Here is a 17,995-nt window from a genome sequence, read left to right as displayed (position 1 = left end):
TTTTAACACAAGTTCAGCTAAAAGGATATTTCTAATTGCGCAAATTCGTTTCGTTATCTAGTTTTCAAGGATCAAATTCAATCGGCTATTTAACAGCCGGAAGAATATCTTATCAATTCTTAACGATCTTATCTACAAGAAAGATCTGGAATCAACAAGTTGAGAGTTGAACTCTCAAAACTGACCAACGAGTGAGTAACAGGCCTAAACCTGATTTTAAGGGTGACTTCTTGCGAAGTCATATTTGAATGTTTCCGCTGCGGGAAACGATTCTCCATAGAAAGGAGGTGATCCAGCCGCACCTTCCGATACGGCTACCTTGTTACGACTTCACCCCAATCATCTACCCCACCTTCGGCGGCTGGCTCCCTTGCGGGTTACCCCACCGACTTCGGGTGTTGTAAACTCTCGTGGTGTGACGGGCGGTGTGTACAAGACCCGGGAACGTATTCACCGCGGCATGCTGATCCGCGATTACTAGCAATTCCGACTTCATGCAGGCGAGTTGCAGCCTGCAATCCGAACTGAGACTGGCTTTTATAGGATTGGCTCCACCTCGCGGCTTCGCTTCCCGTTGTACCAGCCATTGTAGTACGTGTGTAGCCCAAGTCATAAGGGGCATGATGATTTGACGTCATCCCCGCCTTCCTCCGGTTTGTCACCGGCAGTCATTCTAGAGTGCCCACCCAAAGTGCTGGCAACTAAAATCAAGGGTTGCGCTCGTTGCGGGACTTAACCCAACATCTCACGACACGAGCTGACGACAACCATGCACCACCTGTCACCTCTGTCCCGAAGGCCGCCTCTATCTCTAGAGGATTCAGAGGGATGTCAAGACTTGGTAAGGTTCTTCGCGTTGCTTCGAATTAAACCACATACTCCACTGCTTGTGCGGGTCCCCGTCAATTCCTTTGAGTTTCAGTCTTGCGACCGTACTCCCCAGGCGGAATGCTTAATGTGTTAACTTCGGCACCAAGGGTATCGAAACCCCTAACACCTAGCATTCATCGTTTACGGCGTGGACTACCAGGGTATCTAATCCTGTTTGCTCCCCACGCTTTCGCGCCTCAGCGTCAGTTACAGCCCAGAGAGTCGCCTTCGCCACTGGTGTTCCTCCACATATCTACGCATTTCACCGCTACACGTGGAATTCCACTCTCCTCTTCTGCACTCAAGTTCCCCAGTTTCCAGTGCGACCCGAAGTTGAGCCTCGGGTTTAAACACCAGACTTAAAGAACCGCCTGCGCGCGCTTTACGCCCAATAATTCCGGACAACGCTTGCCCCCTACGTATTACCGCGGCTGCTGGCACGTAGTTAGCCGGGGCTTTCTTCTCAAGTACCGTCACTCTCCTAGCAGTTACTCTAGAAGACGTTCTTCCTTGGCAACAGAGCTTTACGATCCGAAAACCTTCATCACTCACGCGGCGTTGCTCCGTCAGGCTTTCGCCCATTGCGGAAGATTCCCTACTGCTGCCTCCCGTAGGAGTCTGGGCCGTGTCTCAGTCCCAGTGTGGCCGTTCACCCTCTCAGGTCGGCTACGCATCGTCGCCTTGGTGAGCCGTTACCCCACCAACTAGCTAATGCGCCGCAGGCCCATCCTCAAGTGACAGATTGCTCCGCCTTTCATTATTTCACAATGCTGCAAAATAAATTATCCGGTATTAGCTACCGTTTCCGGTAGTTATCCCAGTCTTGAGGGCAGGTTGCCTACGTGTTACTCACCCGTCCGCCGCTAACCTTCAGGAGTGCAAGCACTCCATCAAGTCCGCTCGACTTGCATGTATTAGGCACGCCGCCAGCGTTCGTCCTGAGCCAGGATCAAACTCTCCAATAAAGTTTGACTTGCTCATTTCTTAACTGACGAGAATTTGTTCAATTCTCTATTTCAACGTCCCACCGAAGTGGTTCGTTTTACTCACTCGTTGTTCAGTTTTCAAAGATCAACTTCTTCGTTTGTTACCAACAAGTTATCTCGTTAGCAACTCTTATATCTTATCACATTCGCTCGATCATTGCAAGCTTTTTTGAATTTATTTATCAAATTCATTTTAGCTTGTTGATCCAAGCATTTGTTCCAGGCCGTATTTCTTGGCCGGAAATATAATATACCATGGCATCCGCCTATATGCAACCCTTTTTCGTAAATTAAGAATAAGGTAAAATTATACACTCGTTTGCTTGCCTTATATGACTCTTTAAGTCCATCTAATTCTGTCTGCTTCTCGGGAATAGGTATAACTGAAGCTGTATATGAGTCCCCAGAATGACGGTCCACTGCAGGCCATCATCTTTAGCAGCTCCGTTCGTGCTGGTTCCCCAGCCAAGTATCATAGGCGCCAAGCAGACGACACCTAAACACCCAGTCCATTAATTGTTTGTACCAAATGAATGTAGCACAAGCTTTACATTCATAACAAAAGCGCGCTCTATGCACAAAAGAGGCAGTCGACTATAGAAAGCTATAGCCGACTGCCTCTTTTCTATCTATGAAAGGAGCAAAACCTACTCCTTATTACGCATGTGCGGGAACAGCAAGACATCGCGAATGGACGGGGAATTGGTCAGAAGCATGATCAGACGATCGATCCCGATGCCAAGTCCGCCTGTTGGCGGCATACCATATTCCAGTGCACGCAGGAAATCCTCATCCATCTCGTGCGCTTCGTCATTGCCCTGCTCTTTCTCCTTCATCTGCGCTTCAAAACGCTGACGCTGGTCAATCGGATCATTGAGCTCCGAGAATGCATTGGCGTGTTCGCGCGCCACGATAAACAGCTCAAAGCGATCCGTGAACCGCGGATCCACGTCGTTCTTCTTCGCCAGCGGCGAAATCTCAACCGGGTGACCGGTTACGAACGTCGGCTGAATCAGCGTCTCTTCTACGAATTGCTCAAAGAACGCATTCAAAATATGACCGAATGTCATATGCGGCTCAACCGGAACTTTGTGTTCTTTGGCAAGACGGTGCGCTTCCTCGTTGGACATGTCCACGCTGAAGTCTACGCCGACAACTTCTTTTACCGCATCCACCATGGATACGCGGCGCCACTGCGGCGTCAGGTCCACTTCATGCCCTTGATAGGAAATGACTTGCGTGCCCAGCACCTCTTGGGCGATATGGGCAATCAGATTCTCGGTCAGTGCCATAATATCTTTGTAGTCCGCATAAGCTTCATAAAGCTCAATCATCGTAAACTCCGGATTATGACGGGTTGAGATCCCTTCATTCCGGTAAACGCGGCCAATTTCGTACACTTTCTCAAGTCCGCCCACAATCAGGCGCTTCAGATGGAGCTCAATTGCGATCCGCATATACAGTTCCATATCGAGCGCATTATGATGCGTGATGAACGGGCGTGCCGCCGCACCGCCAGCGATGGAATGCAAGGTCGGGGTCTCCACCTCAAGATAACCTTGGGAATCCAGGTAACGGCGCATCGATTGGATAATCCGGGAACGGGTAATGAAGGTTTTCTGCACATCGGGATTGATGATCAGGTCGACGTAACGCTGACGATAACGGAGCTCTACATCCTTCAAACCATGGAATTTCTCAGGGAGCGGATACAGCGATTTCGAAAGAACCTCCAGTTCCTTCACCTTCACGGTAGTTTCACCGGTCTTGGTCTTGAACAAGACCCCTTTTACCCCGATGATGTCACCCAGATCAAGGATGCTGAATGCTTCATACTGCGCTTCTGCAACGGAATCCTGGCGAACATAAATCTGAATCCGGCCGCTCAAATCCTGAATATGAGCAAAAGAGGCCTTGCCCATGCCGCGTTTAGCCATAATTCGTCCAGCCAGGTTCACTTCCACCTGCTTCTCTTCCAACTCTTCCTTGGAGAGCTCGTCGTACTGTTTCAGAATATCACCTGCGTGATGTTCTCTTTCGTATTTTCCGCCAAACGGATCGATGCCCAGCTTGCGAAGCTCGTCCAATTTGTTGCGGCGGATTTGCAAAAGCTCACTTAACTCCTGTTCTTGTTCCTGGTTGTTCATTTCTTCCGTCATCGTCATTCATCTCCTTCATTTCGCTTCCATAGTGAATCCCGTACACATTCGGCAAGGACTTAACGGTAGGGCAGCCATTTTTCAAGACATGCCATCCATCCATTAAGCCCTCAACCCGGCCCTAACCTATTTAAAAAAGCCCCCCGAAGGAAGCTTTCTACACCACATTCCGACTTACTTCTTAATGTCTACAATTTTATATTGAATAACGCCCGCAGGAACGTTAACATCCACAACCGATCCTTTTTGCTTGCCGATAATCGCTTTGCCGACAGGGCTCTCGTTCGAGATTTTGTTGTTAAGCGGATCCGATTCAGCCGTACCTACAATGGTATATTCCATCGTGTCGCCAAATTCCAAATCCTCCACGATCACCGTGTTGCCCACGCCGACTACATCGGTATTGATATCATCGTTGTTGATGATGCGCGCATTACGGAGCATTTTCTCCAGCGTGATAATCCGGCCTTCGATAAAGGCTTGCTCGTTCTTGGCGTCTTCATATTCGGAGTTTTCACTAATATCGCCATAACCGATGGCAACTTTAATCCGCTCAGCCACCTCGCGGCGCTTCACAGACTTCAGATTCTCAAGTTCGTCCTCCAGTTTCTTCAGACCGTCCTGGGTAAGAATGACTTCTTTATCGCTCATTAACCGATTCTCCTGTCATGTAAATAATTTAAACCACGGTATCAACATACTATATGCGAATTCTTGGGGATCAGAACTTCCCTCTGATGCCTGCTCAATTTCTTGAATTTATACTGAAAGATTATATGGGAACCATTTCAAAAAGTCAATGCGCGCAAAGGCTGTCACGGATGTCGCATATACGCAACCGTTAACAGCCTGCACCTCGTATTATCCAATCGCCGCAGCGGCTTGAGGGTATACGCTTTTTGCCGATTCTTCATGGTCCTCCAGATTGTTCACAAAGTTGTTCAGAAGGCTGACCAATTCATCGCGCTTCGTTTCTTCCATAATAATATCTTTAATGCGAGCCGATCCCTTGAGCCCTTTCAAGTACCAGGAAAGATGCTTGCGCATCTCTCTAACCGCTACCGCTTCGCCGCGCAGGGCGATCAACCGGTCCATATGCAGGATGGCTATCCGGATTTTCTCCTGAGGAGACGGATCCGACAGCAGCTGGCCCGTCTTCAGGTATTCCACGGTACGGTACAGCATCCAAGGATTCCCCAGCGCTCCACGACCGATCATGACGCCATCGCATCCCGTCGTATCCAGCATCCGTCGAGCATCTTCCGGCGTCACTACGTCGCCGTTGCCGATAACCGGAATGGAGACGGCTTCTTTCACTTGGCGAATGATGTCCCAATCTGCGTGCCCGGTGTAGAGCTGCTCGCGCGTACGTCCGTGAACGCTGACGGCTTGACCGCCCGCCCGTTCGACAGCCTGCGCATTTTCGACAGCATAGATATGATCGCTATCCCAGCCTGTGCGCATTTTCACCGTGACCGGTTTGTTCACGGCATCGACAACCGCCGCGACCATCTCATAGATTTTGTTCGAATCCAGAAGCCAGCGCGCTCCCGCATCCATCTTCGTTACCTTCGGTGCAGGGCAGCCCATGTTGATGTCGATGATATCGGCATTCGTCTGCTGATCGACGACTTTGGCCGCTTCCACCAGGGATACGCGGTCGCCGCCAAAAATTTGCAGGCTCAACGGCTTCTCCCGCTCGTCGACGAACAGCATTTCCTGGGTGCGCTTGTTGCCGTGAACGATCGCCTTGCCGCTGACCATTTCGGCGCAGACCAGACCGGTGCCGAATTCCTTGGCGATCAATCGGAACGCCGGATTGCACACGCCAGCCATCGGCGCCAGAACCACTTGGTTTTTCATTTCAACGTTTCCGATTTTCAATTGATCCATTCCATGTTTCCCTCCTTTATTTTCAAATATTTATTGTTGAAGGATCTCGCTTCTTGAGTGTGAAATCCCTAAGTTTCAAACCAAACCATCATACCCATGAATCGCGCAATCGTCCAGTCCGCAAAATACACTCATTCTTGTAGATCCCATCCAAGAAGCATCTTCCTATATTAATGGCAGGGTCTCTAAAAAATAAACCTGAATCCCGTCACGATAGATAATCTAGCTCCGTTCCTTAAGCTCCTGCAACGTAATCTCCAGCACGTCGGCAATCTGAACCAGCATCTGCTCCTCGGCACGGCGGTTCCCCCGCTCGATTGCGCCAAGAACAGCCAGAGAAATACCGGATCGCTCGGCGAGCTCTTGCTGGGTCAAACCCTTCAATTTTCGGAAAGCGCGGATACGCTGCGCCAGCTGCTTGTTTTCCAAAGCTGAATTCCTTCCTTTCCTTCCAGGTTCTCAAGTGCTGTCTTCACCACGGGGTACAGACCAGAAGGTTCAAGCTCAGACACGATATCGGCCAGCGGCCTGAGAACGAAAGCCCGTTCCTGCATGCGGGGATGCGGCAGAACGAGGTCCGGCGTATCCAGACGGCGTCCTTCCATCCATAACAGATCCAGATCCACCGTCCGTGGTCCCCAGTGAATATGACGGACCCGGCCGAGCTGTTTCTCGATTTGCTGCATTACGGCAAGCAGCTCATGGGGACTCAGCGATGTCGACACGGCTGCGGCCATATTAAGGAACATCGGCTGATCCACGTAACCGACCGGTTCGGTCTCATACAGGTTGGATACGCGGTCTACCTCAATGCCTGGCACTTCATCCAACCGTTCCAAAGCCTCCATCAGGTTCCCCTCGCGGTCTCCCAAATTGGCCCCTAAAGCAATATAAGCCTCTGAACAATCAGAGGTGGCGTGTGAATTCATGATCGTCTCACTTCCTGGTCCGGTGCAGCTCAATGGTCACACCTTCAAAATGAATGTCAAAAGGCGGGTGCGGCTTCGTCAATCGGACCGTTAAAGCATCGATAATAGTATAAGTGTCCAATACCTTAGATGCAATATGCTCCGCTAAAGCTTCAATCAGGCGGAACGACTCCGTCCGCATAATCTCCAGCAGGAGTTCATGAATTTCTGCATAATTTACCGTTAATGTCAGATCATCCGTCTTCGCGGCTTTGCTCAAATCCATCTCCAGCTCAAGATCCACATAGAATCGTTGGCCCAGCTTCCGCTCTTCCTCAAACACACCGTGGTAACCGTAGTATTCCATGCGGCTCAGTATCATTTTATCCATCTCGTACTCCGCCCTTCCATCCTTGATCCCAAAAAATTAGTTGCGTTGAAGCTCCGTTGAAGCGTAAGTCATGGCATCGCACATCTTGGCTGTCCGTTTCATATGCTTCACGTCGTGCACCCGAACGATCTGACAGCCTTGCGCAATCCCGTATGCGACGGTGGCTGCCGTTCCTTCCAGCACGTCTTGTGCCGGAGCGCCAAGCGCGGTTTGGATAAACCTTTTGCGGGAGGTAGCCAGCAGTACCGGAAACCCCAATCCCACAAGCTGATCGAGTGATGCCATCACTTTCATGTTCTCGTCATAGTCCTTTGCAAACCCGATGCCCGGATCAAGCAATATTTGGTGATCCTGCACACCGGCAGTGCGCGCAATTTCGACGCTTTCCAGCAAATCGCGTTTTACGTCTTCTATCAGATTCGTGTAATTTCGTTCGCGTCGATTATGCATAAGAATGACCGGGCATCCGAGCTCTGCCGCCGTCTTAGGCATATCAGGATCGTCTTTAAAGCCCCAGATATCATTAATGATATGAGCCCCCGCTCCAATTGCCTGGCGCGCCACTTCCGCTTTATAGGTGTCAATCGACAACGGAATTTGCGGCGCGTGCCGGTGAATAGCTTCAATAACCGGGATTACGCGCGCAAGCTCCTCTGAAGCTCCAACCGGCTCGTGTCCCGGCCGCGTCGATTCCCCGCCGATATCGATGATGTCGGCTCCCTCCTCAATCAGCTGAAGCGCATGCTCCACCGCTCGCTCCGTGTCGTTATAACGGCCTCCGTCCGAGAACGAATCCGGCGTCACATTCAATATGCCCATAATAAGCGTCGATTGACCGAGCTTTAACTCAGCGTCCTTGCCCAAACGATATTCACGTTCATAGATGGTTGTTTTCATATATCAAGCCCTGCTTTCCTTCTATACGCATACAGCAATGTACGGGTTATCGGGCCGGCCACTCCTTGTCCGATGGTCAGAGCCTCGCTTTCTACTCCAAACAGCGTCGTAACCGGAACAATCTCCTGAACAGAGCCTGTGGTAAATATTTCATCCGCTCCGGTAAATACATCCCAACCATAACGGCCTTCTTCGGCCTCGATGCCAAGATAGGCAGCCAATTCCAGCACCACTGCCCGGGTAATCCCCGGCAAAATGCCGGTACCCACGTCCGGCGTATATAAACGCCCCTTCTTGACGAAAAAGACGTTGCTGACGATGCCTTCGGCCACGTCTCCCGCCGAAGTTAACATCAGCCCCTCTGGCGGACCACCCGATGGTTCCGGATATCTTGCCAATTCCCGCTTTGCGAGTATATTGTTCATATAATGCAGGGATTTCATCCGGACCGATGATTCCGGCGTGTTCCGCGGTAGGGACAGCAGCCTCATGGCTCTGCCTGTCTCGTAGAGCGCAGCGTTGGCGGCCGGCAGCTCCTTGGCGAATAATATCTCGGCCGGCTTCGCATAATCTCCGGCAGGCAAACCGAGTAATCCTTCTCCTGCGGTTACGGTGTACCGTATATAGGCATCCTGAAGGCCGTTCGCCTCCATCAGCTCCGCAATCCAGCCGCTGATCCTCTCGGCATCCGCCTTGTGGGCGATCCCAAGCTCCCGGCAGCAGTCCGCCAGCCGGTTCAAATGCCGCTCTAGCAAAAAGGGCTTCCCTTGATACGTGCGGAAGGTCTCGAATAGACCCATTCCGTACAAAAGCCCATGATCCATCACAGGTATGACCGCGTCGGCAGCTTCAACGATGCCGCCGTTCATGCCTATATATTTCATGCCTTGGCGCCAGCCGTGCGCTTCAGGAAGTTGCGCAGCATCTGATGGCCATGGTCGGTAATGATGGATTCCGGATGAAACTGCACGCCTTCCACGGGATAATGCTTGTGCCGAAGCCCCATGATTTCGCCCTCTTCCGTCCAGGCGGTAATCTCCAGCTCCTCGGGGAGGGTCTCCTTCTCAACGATCAGCGAGTGATATCGCGTTGCGGTGAACGGAACCGGCAAACCTTCGAAGACCGATTCTCCTGTGTGTTGGATGGCGGATGTTTTTCCATGCATGAGGCGCTCCGCACGGATGACGTTGCCGCCAAAGGCTTGCCCGATCGCCTGATGGCCGAGGCAGACGCCGAAGATGGGAATGATCCCTTTGAAATGCGAAATCACGTCCAGACTAATGCCCGCTTCATTCGGCGTGCACGGTCCCGGCGATATCAGGATATGGTCCGGCGCCAACGCTTCGATGCCGGCGATGTCGATCTCATCATTCCGGTAAACCTTGACTTCCTCGCCGAGCTCCCCCAAATATTGAACCAGGTTATACGTAAACGAATCATAATTGTCGATGACAAGTATCATGTTATTTCCCCCCTATATAGGCAGCCGCCTCTGCGGCTTCTTCTTCACTGCACATCAGCGCCGCTATCAAAGCTTTGGCCTTGTTATGGCACTCCCGGTATTCCCGATATGGATCGGAATCAATGACGATCCCAGCACCTGTCTGAATGTAACCGACCCCATCCTTCACGGCGAGGGTTCGGATAATAATGTTAAGCTCCATATCGCCGTTATAATCGATCCAGCCCATGGAGCCGGTATAAGGCCCCCGCGTCACGGGCTCCAGCTCTTCGATGATTTCCATGGTCCTGATTTTGGGTGCGCCGGTAATGGTGCCGCCAGGGAACGCTGCCGCAATGACATCATATGCATTGTTGCCCTCAGCAATCCGCCCTTCCACTTGGGACACCAAATGCATGACGTGCGAGTACCTCTCCACGGTCATCAGCTCCGGAACATGCACCGTCCCGTATGCAGCAATGCGGCCGATGTCATTCCGCTCCAGGTCGACCAGCATAATATGCTCGGCCCGTTCCTTCTCGCTGCCAAGCAGCTCCGCTTCCATAGCCGCGTCCTCTTCCGGATTTCTCCCCCGGCGGCGGGTACCCGCGATCGGCCGGGCAGACACGATATCGCCATCCAGCTTCACCAGCAATTCCGGCGAGCCGCTGGCCAAACTGAAGCCTGGCGAGGATAAATATCCCATATAAGGTGAAGGGTTCAGAATGCGCAGCCACTCGTAAATATCGGAAGGTTCCGCATGGAGCTGCAGATGCCGGCGAAGAGACAAGTTGACCTGAAAAACATCGCCCTGCCGAATATATTCTTGGATCGAGAGAACCGCCTGCTCGAACGCTTCCTGCGAAAAATCAATCTCCAGCCGATCCCAGACCTCCACATTCGGCCCTGACAGCTCCTGCGCTTTCTTCCATCGTTCCTGCCGCACCCGTTCATCTTCGGATTTCGAATCGTTCTCTGACCCCGTTCCGTACATTTGATTCCATTGGGAGAGCATCGATTCGGCTCTTAAGCCGGCCTTCTCATATAATTCCTCCAAAATCTCTTCCTGCCCCAGTGAGAGCTCCGAACCTTCAGAAACATCCGCTGAATCCTCAAGCGCCGTCGCTTCCTTCGAATCTTCCCCGCTCCCGGAAGCCCAAGGCAGAGGAACATGCACCGAGCAGTATAGGCTCTCATCCGCATGATCGTAAATCCAGACTTCTTCCATGCGCATCCACAAATAATCCGGAAAGCCAGGCTCATCCTTAGCCATCACGGGCAGCTGCTCGATCGAGCGGATGACATCGTAGCTCAGAAAGCCTGCACAGCCTCCCCGAAAGTCCGGCCATCCCGGCACTCGGGGTGATTTCCACGCTTTCATCCACTGCTCCAACAGACGCAGCGGCTCTCCCGTTACCTGCGTTCGCAATCCGCCTGACATTTCGACAACTTCGCCCTGGCTTCCTTTTCCCTGCAAAATGGACACCGGTCGTAACCCAAGATACGTGTAGCGTCCACCTTTACCGCTCTCCAGCACAAAGGCATAAGGCGATGCTTCTTTCCAAGCATGTCTCCATGACAAGGGTAATCCTCGTGTTGCTCCTTTATATTGAACCAGATAGGGAACGACGGACCAGCCCTCTTTAGCCCATGACTGCCACTGGGCCAGCTCCACTCTTCTCTCCATGCCGATCCTCCCTTAGTCTTCAAAAGCCTTACTGTTGCCTGTCAGTATACTGTATCCCGCTTCTCTTGAAAACCCTAAATAGAGGCTTGTCCAACAATAATTTTTGAAGCGGTCAGCCCTTGAATCCATTAAAGCGTTATCTTAGGGAGTAGTATACGCAAAAAGCCCTCAATGCTATAAAAAACACATTGAGGGCTCCCTTCTCGCAGCACATTACCTCACTTGGGTGAGATGAAAATGCACAGCCTATTCCAGATCATTTTATTCGAAGTTATAGAGCGGCGTGCTCAGGTAACGCTCTCCGTTACTTGGAATGACAGCGACAACCCGCTTGCCTTTACCAAGCTCTTTGGCGACCTTCAAGGCAGCATATACAGCCGCACCGGAGGAAATACCGCCAAGAACCCCTTCTTCCTTCGCCACGCGGCGGGAAGTTTCAAAGGCATCGTCATTCTCTACATGAACGATTTCATCGTAGACTTCTTGGTTCAAAATTTCGGGGATGAAGTTTGCGCCAATACCCTGGATTTTGTGAGGGCCTGGCTTGCCACCGGCAAGGATTGGCGATGCAGCAGGCTCCACCGCAATAATCTTGATGTCAGGGTATTGCTCTTTCAGCACTTCCCCAGCGCCTGTAATCGTACCGCCTGTTCCGATGCCAGCCACGAACGCATCCAGGGAACCGCCGATCGATTGGATCGCTTCAACGATTTCCGGACCAGTCGTTTCACGGTGGATCTTCACGTTCGCTTGGTTCTTGAACTGCTCGGCCATGAAGAATCCGGCATTTTCCTTCAGGATTTCTTCGGCCTTCTTAACGGCACCGTTCATTCCTTCCGATCCCGGTGTCAGGACCAGTTCCGCCCCGTAAGCACGCAGCAGGTTTCGGCGCTCCAAGCTCATGGTTTCAGGCATGACGATAACCGCTTTATAGCCTTTAGCCGCTGCCACCATAGCTAAGCCGATGCCGGTATTACCGCTGGTCGCTTCAATGATCGTATCGCCCGGCTTCAAACGTCCATCCTTCTCTGCCTCTTCCACGATGCTGATCGCGATCCGGTCTTTAACGCTGGCGCCCGGGTTCTGGTATTCCAGCTTCAGATAGATCTCTGCGCTATCCTCAGGTACGATCCGGTTCAAACGGACGAGCGGAGTTTCACCGATTAATTCTGTCACATTATTTACGACTTTTGCCATGAAAGAAGACCTCCTCTAAATATGGATCTGGATAAAAATAGTGAATACATAATGGTGTTATTCATTCGAATGTCGAATCATGAATTTGTAGGTTCTCGATGTTAAAAAAATGGGAGCCTGCAGATTAATAAAATTCCAGTTGTTCAATGGCTCTCCAATATCCGAGTAAAAAGGTAGGTTTTTGTACCTTCATCTTATCAACGTTACAGGCCATTGTCAATATCCCGCTGCTCGAAAATCAACATTTCTAGGTGAATTTTCCTGCGACTCACGAACGAGCCGAACGCGAAATCCTCCGGAGGACTTCATGCCGGATAACCGCCGATTTTCCGCAGTCATCCTTAGGCATTAACTACAGCGAAAAAAGCTCCTGCGGCCAGATCTTTCTCCGCCACAGCGAGCTTTCCTCATGTTGTTGCTCTATTTACAGCGTAACCGTACCCGCACTGATCCGTGCCTCGTATTTCTCGCGAAGCTGTCGCTCCAATTCCGTTAAGGACACCGACTGCTCCAGGGCCAGCTGCTTGCGAACCGCCTTCCGGATACTTTCCTCGCTAGGAGCTTGAGGCTCAATAATATCCCTCACATATACTATGGCATATGTGTCCGTGAGCGATATAGGTCCCGCAATATCTCCGGGCTCGAGCGATAAAGCTGCTTCAAGCAGCTCTGGCGGCAAAAAGGGGTCATCCTCTTCTACCAAGCCGATCTGTCCGCCGTCTTCCCGAGTGTACTCGTCAAGGGATACCTGAGCTGCGAGATCTGCAAAATCCTCCCCATTTTCCAGCCGATCCATGACGCGTTCCGCCTCATCTTCCGAAGCGACTTCAATCATGGATAAATTCAGCTGTTTCTTGGGCCGAAATTGATCAGGGTACTGTTCCAGATACGAATCGATTTGCTGCTCCTCGATGTGAACATCGGAAGTCGCAATTTTCTCAAGCAGGAGCCGATAAGTCGTCTCCGTCTTTAACTCACTCTCCGTAATGCCAAGCTGATCTTCCATTTCCGATAAGAACCGTTCCTTAGAGCCATAGCTTCGGCTCATGACTTCGATTTCCGTTTCGACTTCCGCGGTCGTCACATCAATGCCCTTCGCTTTCGCTTCCAGCGCCACGGCGTGCCGATTCAGCATGGTCATCAGCATTTCGCGCCCATATCGCTTCTTCAGCTCGTCAACCCACTCGTCTTCGGTAATCGCCCTGTCCTGGATGGATGCAACGGGCTGGGAGCCTGTTTTCCACGGCGGTGAAGCCTCCTGCGAAAAGCCTCCGGAAAACAGCATCCAGCCCCCCATACCCAATACGCATGCTGTCAAGACAATGACGGTCGCCCACAATCCCTTCTCTTGTCTCGTCATCACGGTCGCTCATCCCAACATTAAGAATTAGCCCGCTCTAGCACGGATTTAAGCTGTTCTCGGTCAAACGTATATCGTTCATTGCAAAAATGGCAGGAAACCTCTGCTTTGCCGTCCTCTTCGATCATCTGCTCAAGCTCTTCCCGTCCCAAGCTGATCAGTGCGCGCTCCACCCGCTCATGCGAGCAGTCGCAGCTGAAGTAGACTTCCGTTTCCTCCAGAATCGTCACATCCGGAAGGACGCGTTTCAGGATATCCTCGAGATCCAGCCCTTCCTCCAGCATCTCGGTGATCGGAGGAATCTTGCTTAACGCAAGCTCGATCTCCGTAATCTCTTCATCGCTAACGCCGGGGAGAAGCTGAATGATGAAGCCGCCGGCATTGGCCACGGAATAATCCGGCGAAACCAGCACGCCCAAGCTTACCGCCGAGTTGGTCTGTTCGGATACGGCAAAATAATACGTGAAATCTTCGGCCAGCTCGCCCGAGATAATCGGCACGCTGCCACGGTAAGGCTCCTTCAATCCGAAATCCTTGACCACATCAATCTGACCGGTGGTCCCTACCGCAGCGGCTACGTCCATCTTGCCCGGACGTATATTCGTCAGCTCCACATGCGGATTTTTGACATAACCGCGTACCTCGCCCTTGGCATTGCTCTCCGCCGCAATCAGACCGATCGGTCCATCGCCGCGAACCTGAATGCTTAGACGCTCATCTCCCTTCAGCATAGCTCCCATCATCGCTGCTGCTGACACGGTGCGGCCCAAAGCGGCTGTGACGACAGGGAACGTATCGTGTCTTCGGCGAAGCTCTTCCACCAGATCGGTTGTCCGAACGGCAAATGCCCGCACTTTCCCGTTTAACGCCGTTCCCCGCAGCATACGGTCTTTTTGATTACCCATCTTGAGGCCTCCTTGTCTTTCTGGTTGTTTGTAATATCTAACGGTTTTATATCGGTTCTAGTTACGCTCGTAAATAATACGCAAGCCTTCCAGCGTCAAGAGGGGAGAAATCTCTTCGATGGATTCCGTTTCGCCGGCAATCAGCTCAGCCATTCCCCCCGTGGCGATAACCTTAACATTGTCCGTTCCCATCTCGGCTTTTATGCGTTTAACCAGGCCATCGACCTGTCCTGCATAACCGAATACGATGCCGGCCTGCATGGCATGAACGGTGTTGCGCCCAATCACCTTTTTCGGCTTTTCGAGCTCTACGCGAGGAAGCTTGGAAGCACGCTGCACAAGGGCTTCCGTAGCAATGCCAATGCCCGGCACAATTACGCCGCCCAGATAGTTGCCTGCTTCATCAATGCAATCAAACGTCGTCGCCGTACCGAAATCCACTACGATCAGCGGCCCCCCGTACTGCTCGACGGCTGCTACTGCATTCACGATCCGGTCAGCCCCCACCTCGCGCGGATTCTCATACCGCAGATTGAGTCCGGTTTTGATCCCCGGCCCAACGATAAGGGGCGCCTTGCCAATATATTTATTGCACATTTCCTCGACCACGCGCACAAGCGGAGGAACTACGGAAGAGACAATAACGCCTTCTATTTGGCTTACCAATATATTGGACATTTGAAACAAATTGTGGATCAATACACCGTATTCGTCCACGGTAGACTGACGCGATGTACTGATCCGAAAATCATGCAGCAGTTTCTTTCCCTGGTACACACCCAGCACAATATTGGTATTCCCTACGTCCACAACGAGAATCAACCCTCTGCTCCTCCTTTCTTTGCATTCAGATCCAAACTAATATCGAGACTATGGAATGAATACGTCAGCCGTCCAACCGAAATGACATCGACCCCGGTCTCCGCAATCCCGCGCACGGTCTCCAGCGTCACGTTCCCCGACGCTTCGACGCGAACGTGGGGCGACTTGGCCTTGATTCTCCGCACGGCCTCCGTCATCATGTCATGACTCATGTTGTCCAGCATGATAATATCCGCGCCTGCAGCCAAGGCTTCTTCCACTTGTGCCAGGCTCTCGGTTTCAACTTCGATCGTCATGGTGTGCGGAATATGGGCTCTGGCCCGGCTGACCGCCTGGGCGATGCCGCCCGCACCCTTGATGTGATTATCCTTGATCATGACGGCATCGTACAGGCCGAAGCGATGATTCGCGCCGCCGCCGACCCGCACGGCATATTTCTCAAGCATCCGGTGGCCTGGCGTCGTTTTCCGGGTATCCACCAGCCTTGTCGGCAATCCCTCAAGCACATCAACAAAAGAACGTGTTTTGGTTGCAATGCCCGATAGACGCTGAAGCAAATTTAACGCGAGCCGCTCTCCTGTCAAAATACGATGGGTGCTTCCTTCCACCTCAGCGAGAACCGTCCCTTTTTCCACCACGTCTCCGTCACGGACCAATGCCGTAAACGTAAGCGTTGGATCTACCGTTTCGAATACCAGCTCTGCCACCGGCATGCCTGCCACGATGCCTGCCTCTTTGGCATGGATAACCCCTTTGGATTCGTGACCCGGCTCGATCGTGGTGAGGGTCGTAATATCCCCCGACCCAATATCCTCCTGAAGCCAAGTCCGTATGCTCTGGAGAAGGCCATCGTTATATCCGTTAAACATCATCGCTCAATTCCTCCGTCATTTCTTGGTCCCGTATAAACACAATATGCTTGCGCCATTCGCTGTCATTTCGCTCCGGATAATCCTCACGGTAGTGAGCTCCCCGGCTTTCTTCCCGTCCCAACGCGCCTTGAACCACCAGCAGGGATGCAGTCAGCATATTCGCAAATTCGTATTCTTCACGCTTGGAGAGCATCGATTGGAACAAGGGCAGCTGACGGCCAAGCTCTTCCGCTGCTCTTATTAGAGTATCCCGATTTCTCCGAAGTCCTGCATAACGCACCATGACCTTCTGAAGCTTCAAGCGTTTTTCCACCATCGCTTGCGACGGAGCGTCCTTGCGGCCCAGATGGAATGATACCCCAAGAGGATCCCCAGAGGGTTCCGGGAGGCTCTTAATGCGCTCGACAATCCGACTGCCGTACACGACCGCCTCCGAAAGCGAATTGCTGGCCAACCGGTTCGCTCCGTGAACACCGGTAGACGAGACTTCTCCGCAAGCAAATAAACGCTTCACGCTGCTCTCGCCGTGCAGGTTGGTCTTGATGCCCCCCATCATATAATGCGCAGCCGGGGAGACCGGAATCCAATCGGACGATAAATCCAGCCCGTACTGCATGCATGTTTCATAAATCGTTGGGAATCGATGTTTGACCATTTCCGGCGACTCATGGGTTATATCCAGGTATACGAAGGTCGATCCCGTCGCTTCCATTTCACTGACAATGGCCCGTGCCACGATATCCCGGGGTGCCAGCTCCTGTAAATCATGGTATTTCGGCATGAACCGTTCCCCTCTTATATTACGAAGCACGGCGCCTTCGCCGCGAACCGCCTCTGATATCAGGAAACGGGGAGCACCCGGATAGCTTAGCGCCGTCGGATGAAACTGGATAAACTCCATATCCCGAATTTCCGCGCCTGCCCGATAAGCCATGGCGATGCCATCCGCGGTCGCAACCTCCGGATTGGTCGTGTACCGGTACAACTGACCGGCCCCGCCGGAACACATAATCGTCGCACGGCCGCGCACGAATACCCGCTTGCCATCCGGCATCTGTACCAATGCGCCGTGACACTCTCCCTGCTCGGTAATCAGGTCAATGACAAAATGATCGTCCCATACCTCTATATTGTGAAGCATTTCGACCTGAATGGAAAGAGCGCGCACAATTTCATAACCGGTAGCATCCCCGTTGGCATGAAGGATCCGTCGGTGGCTGTGCGCACCTTCTTTGGTCAAAGCAAGCTCGCCGTTCTCCACATCAAACGTCGTGCCGAGGCGAATCAGCTCTTGAACCCCGACGGGACCCTCGTTTACAAGCACATCCACCGCGGCAGATGAACATAAACCGGCCCCTGCAAGGAGGGTATCCTGACGGTGATATGCTGGCGAGTCATCCTCCGCCGTTACGGCCGCGATCCCGCCTTGAGCATAACGGGTGTTGCTCTCGAGGAGCGATTTTTTCGTAATCAAAAGCACATTCTGAGTCGCACTTGCCATGATCGCCGTATATAAACCCGCAATGCCTGAACCGATCACGATGACATCCGTCTCTACAACCGGGAGATCGTTCAGCTCAAAATCAACCAAATACTGCGGTATCACG

General features: G+C 52.1%; 16 protein-coding genes and 1 rRNA gene. All 17 read right to left on the bottom strand.

The window, feature by feature from the left end; translation table 11 throughout:
* Nucleotides 1-280: 280 nt before the first annotated feature.
* Nucleotides 281-1,835: ribosomal RNA gene (locus tag MHI43_RS00380) — 16S ribosomal RNA — on the bottom strand.
* Between the two features lie 668 nt (nt 1,836-2,503).
* Entirely contained in the window at nt 2,504-4,015 is a 1,512-nt protein-coding gene (lysS, locus tag MHI43_RS00375; protein WP_012818337.1) for a lysine--tRNA ligase, read from the bottom strand.
* A 174-nt stretch (nt 4,016-4,189) separates the two neighbouring features.
* Entirely contained in the window at nt 4,190-4,666 is a 477-nt protein-coding gene (gene greA / locus MHI43_RS00370) for a transcription elongation factor GreA (RefSeq protein WP_009591919.1), read from the bottom strand.
* A gap of 210 nt (nt 4,667-4,876) precedes the next feature.
* Nucleotides 4,877-5,908, bottom strand: a complete 1,032-nt coding sequence (gene dusB, locus MHI43_RS00365; RefSeq protein ID WP_036661675.1) for a tRNA dihydrouridine synthase DusB — start codon at nt 5,906-5,908, stop codon at nt 4,877-4,879.
* Between the two features lie 222 nt (nt 5,909-6,130).
* Nucleotides 6,131-6,337 carry a helix-turn-helix transcriptional regulator gene (locus tag MHI43_RS00360; RefSeq protein WP_036661677.1) on the bottom strand — a complete coding sequence of 69 codons (207 nt, stop codon included), beginning with the start codon at nt 6,335-6,337 and terminating at the stop codon, nt 6,131-6,133.
* Entirely contained in the window at nt 6,289-6,837 is a 549-nt protein-coding gene (gene folK / locus MHI43_RS00355; protein ID WP_036661679.1) for a 2-amino-4-hydroxy-6-hydroxymethyldihydropteridine diphosphokinase, read from the bottom strand. The genes MHI43_RS00360 and folK overlap by 49 nt, the downstream gene beginning before the upstream one ends.
* A 7-nt stretch (nt 6,838-6,844) precedes the next feature.
* Nucleotides 6,845-7,207: a dihydroneopterin aldolase gene (folB, locus tag MHI43_RS00350; protein WP_009591901.1), complete on the bottom strand. Its 363-nt coding sequence runs from the start codon at nt 7,205-7,207 to the stop codon at nt 6,845-6,847.
* Nucleotides 7,208-7,243: 36 nt separating this feature from the next.
* Entirely contained in the window at nt 7,244-8,104 is an 861-nt protein-coding gene (gene folP / locus MHI43_RS00345) for a dihydropteroate synthase (RefSeq protein ID WP_012818332.1), read from the bottom strand.
* Nucleotides 8,101-8,988, bottom strand: a complete 888-nt coding sequence (locus MHI43_RS00340; protein WP_036661683.1) for an aminotransferase class IV — start codon at nt 8,986-8,988, stop codon at nt 8,101-8,103. The genes folP and MHI43_RS00340 overlap by 4 nt, the downstream gene beginning before the upstream one ends.
* The gene (gene pabA, locus MHI43_RS00335) at nt 8,985-9,566 is read right to left on the bottom strand and encodes an aminodeoxychorismate/anthranilate synthase component II (RefSeq protein WP_009591892.1); all 582 of its coding nucleotides are present in this window, start codon (nt 9,564-9,566) and stop codon (nt 8,985-8,987) included. Before pabA ends, MHI43_RS00340 begins: the two co-directional genes overlap by 4 nt.
* A gap of 1 nt (nt 9,567) precedes the next feature.
* Entirely contained in the window at nt 9,568-11,232 is a 1,665-nt protein-coding gene (locus tag MHI43_RS00330) for an anthranilate synthase component I family protein (RefSeq protein ID WP_036661686.1), read from the bottom strand.
* 261 nt (nt 11,233-11,493) lie between these two features.
* Nucleotides 11,494-12,429, bottom strand: a complete 936-nt coding sequence (cysK, locus tag MHI43_RS00325) for a cysteine synthase A (protein ID WP_012818329.1) — start codon at nt 12,427-12,429, stop codon at nt 11,494-11,496.
* 424 nt (nt 12,430-12,853) lie between these two features.
* Entirely contained in the window at nt 12,854-13,789 is a 936-nt protein-coding gene (locus MHI43_RS00320; RefSeq protein WP_012818328.1) for a peptidyl-prolyl cis-trans isomerase, read from the bottom strand.
* Nucleotides 13,790-13,809: 20 nt separating this feature from the next.
* Nucleotides 13,810-14,694 carry an Hsp33 family molecular chaperone HslO gene (hslO, locus tag MHI43_RS00315; RefSeq protein WP_012818327.1) on the bottom strand — a complete coding sequence of 295 codons (885 nt, stop codon included), beginning with the start codon at nt 14,692-14,694 and terminating at the stop codon, nt 13,810-13,812.
* Between the two features lie 57 nt (nt 14,695-14,751).
* Nucleotides 14,752-15,516 carry a type III pantothenate kinase gene (locus tag MHI43_RS00310; protein WP_009591942.1) on the bottom strand — a complete coding sequence of 255 codons (765 nt, stop codon included), beginning with the start codon at nt 15,514-15,516 and terminating at the stop codon, nt 14,752-14,754.
* Complete coding sequence (gene nadC, locus MHI43_RS00305) at nt 15,513-16,388, bottom strand: carboxylating nicotinate-nucleotide diphosphorylase (protein WP_036661689.1); 876 nt, start codon at nt 16,386-16,388, stop codon at nt 15,513-15,515. Before nadC ends, MHI43_RS00310 begins: the two co-directional genes overlap by 4 nt.
* Complete coding sequence (nadB, locus tag MHI43_RS00300) at nt 16,378-17,994, bottom strand: L-aspartate oxidase (protein WP_036661692.1); 1,617 nt, start codon at nt 17,992-17,994, stop codon at nt 16,378-16,380. The genes nadC and nadB overlap by 11 nt, the downstream gene beginning before the upstream one ends.
* Nucleotide 17,995: the final 1 nt, after the last annotated feature.

It is taken from the genome of Paenibacillus sp. FSL H8-0457 (genome assembly GCF_038051935.1).
Classification (GTDB): Bacteria; Bacillota; Bacilli; order Paenibacillales; family Paenibacillaceae; genus Paenibacillus_AQ; species Paenibacillus_AQ lautus_A.
The sequence above is the reverse complement of the archived record's forward strand: the minus strand, read 5'-3'. Positions and strand labels throughout refer to the sequence as shown.

Bases quoted from the DNA above. Each gene is read 5' to 3' on its own strand.
- lysS (WP_012818337.1), bottom strand. From the start codon at position 4,015: ATGACGGAAGAAATGAACAACCAGGAACAAGAACAGGAGTTAAGTGAG.
- greA (WP_009591919.1), bottom strand. From the start codon at position 4,666: ATGAGCGATAAAGAAGTCATTCTTACCCAGGACGGTCTGAAGAAACTG.
- dusB (WP_036661675.1), bottom strand. From the start codon at position 5,908: ATGGATCAATTGAAAATCGGAAACGTTGAAATGAAAAACCAAGTGGTT.
- folK (WP_036661679.1), bottom strand. From the start codon at position 6,837: ATGAATTCACACGCCACCTCTGATTGTTCAGAGGCTTATATTGCTTTA.
- folB (WP_009591901.1), bottom strand. From the start codon at position 7,207: ATGGATAAAATGATACTGAGCCGCATGGAATACTACGGTTACCACGGT.
- folP (WP_012818332.1), bottom strand. From the start codon at position 8,104: ATGAAAACAACCATCTATGAACGTGAATATCGTTTGGGCAAGGACGCT.
- MHI43_RS00340 (WP_036661683.1), bottom strand. From the start codon at position 8,988: ATGAAATATATAGGCATGAACGGCGGCATCGTTGAAGCTGCCGACGCG.
- pabA (WP_009591892.1), bottom strand. From the start codon at position 9,566: ATGATACTTGTCATCGACAATTATGATTCGTTTACGTATAACCTGGTT.
- MHI43_RS00330 (WP_036661686.1), bottom strand. From the start codon at position 11,232: ATGGAGAGAAGAGTGGAGCTGGCCCAGTGGCAGTCATGGGCTAAAGAG.
- cysK (WP_012818329.1), bottom strand. From the start codon at position 12,429: ATGGCAAAAGTCGTAAATAATGTGACAGAATTAATCGGTGAAACTCCG.
- MHI43_RS00320 (WP_012818328.1), bottom strand. From the start codon at position 13,789: ATGACGAGACAAGAGAAGGGATTGTGGGCGACCGTCATTGTCTTGACA.
- hslO (WP_012818327.1), bottom strand. From the start codon at position 14,694: ATGGGTAATCAAAAAGACCGTATGCTGCGGGGAACGGCGTTAAACGGG.
- nadC (WP_036661689.1), bottom strand. From the start codon at position 16,388: ATGATGTTTAACGGATATAACGATGGCCTTCTCCAGAGCATACGGACT.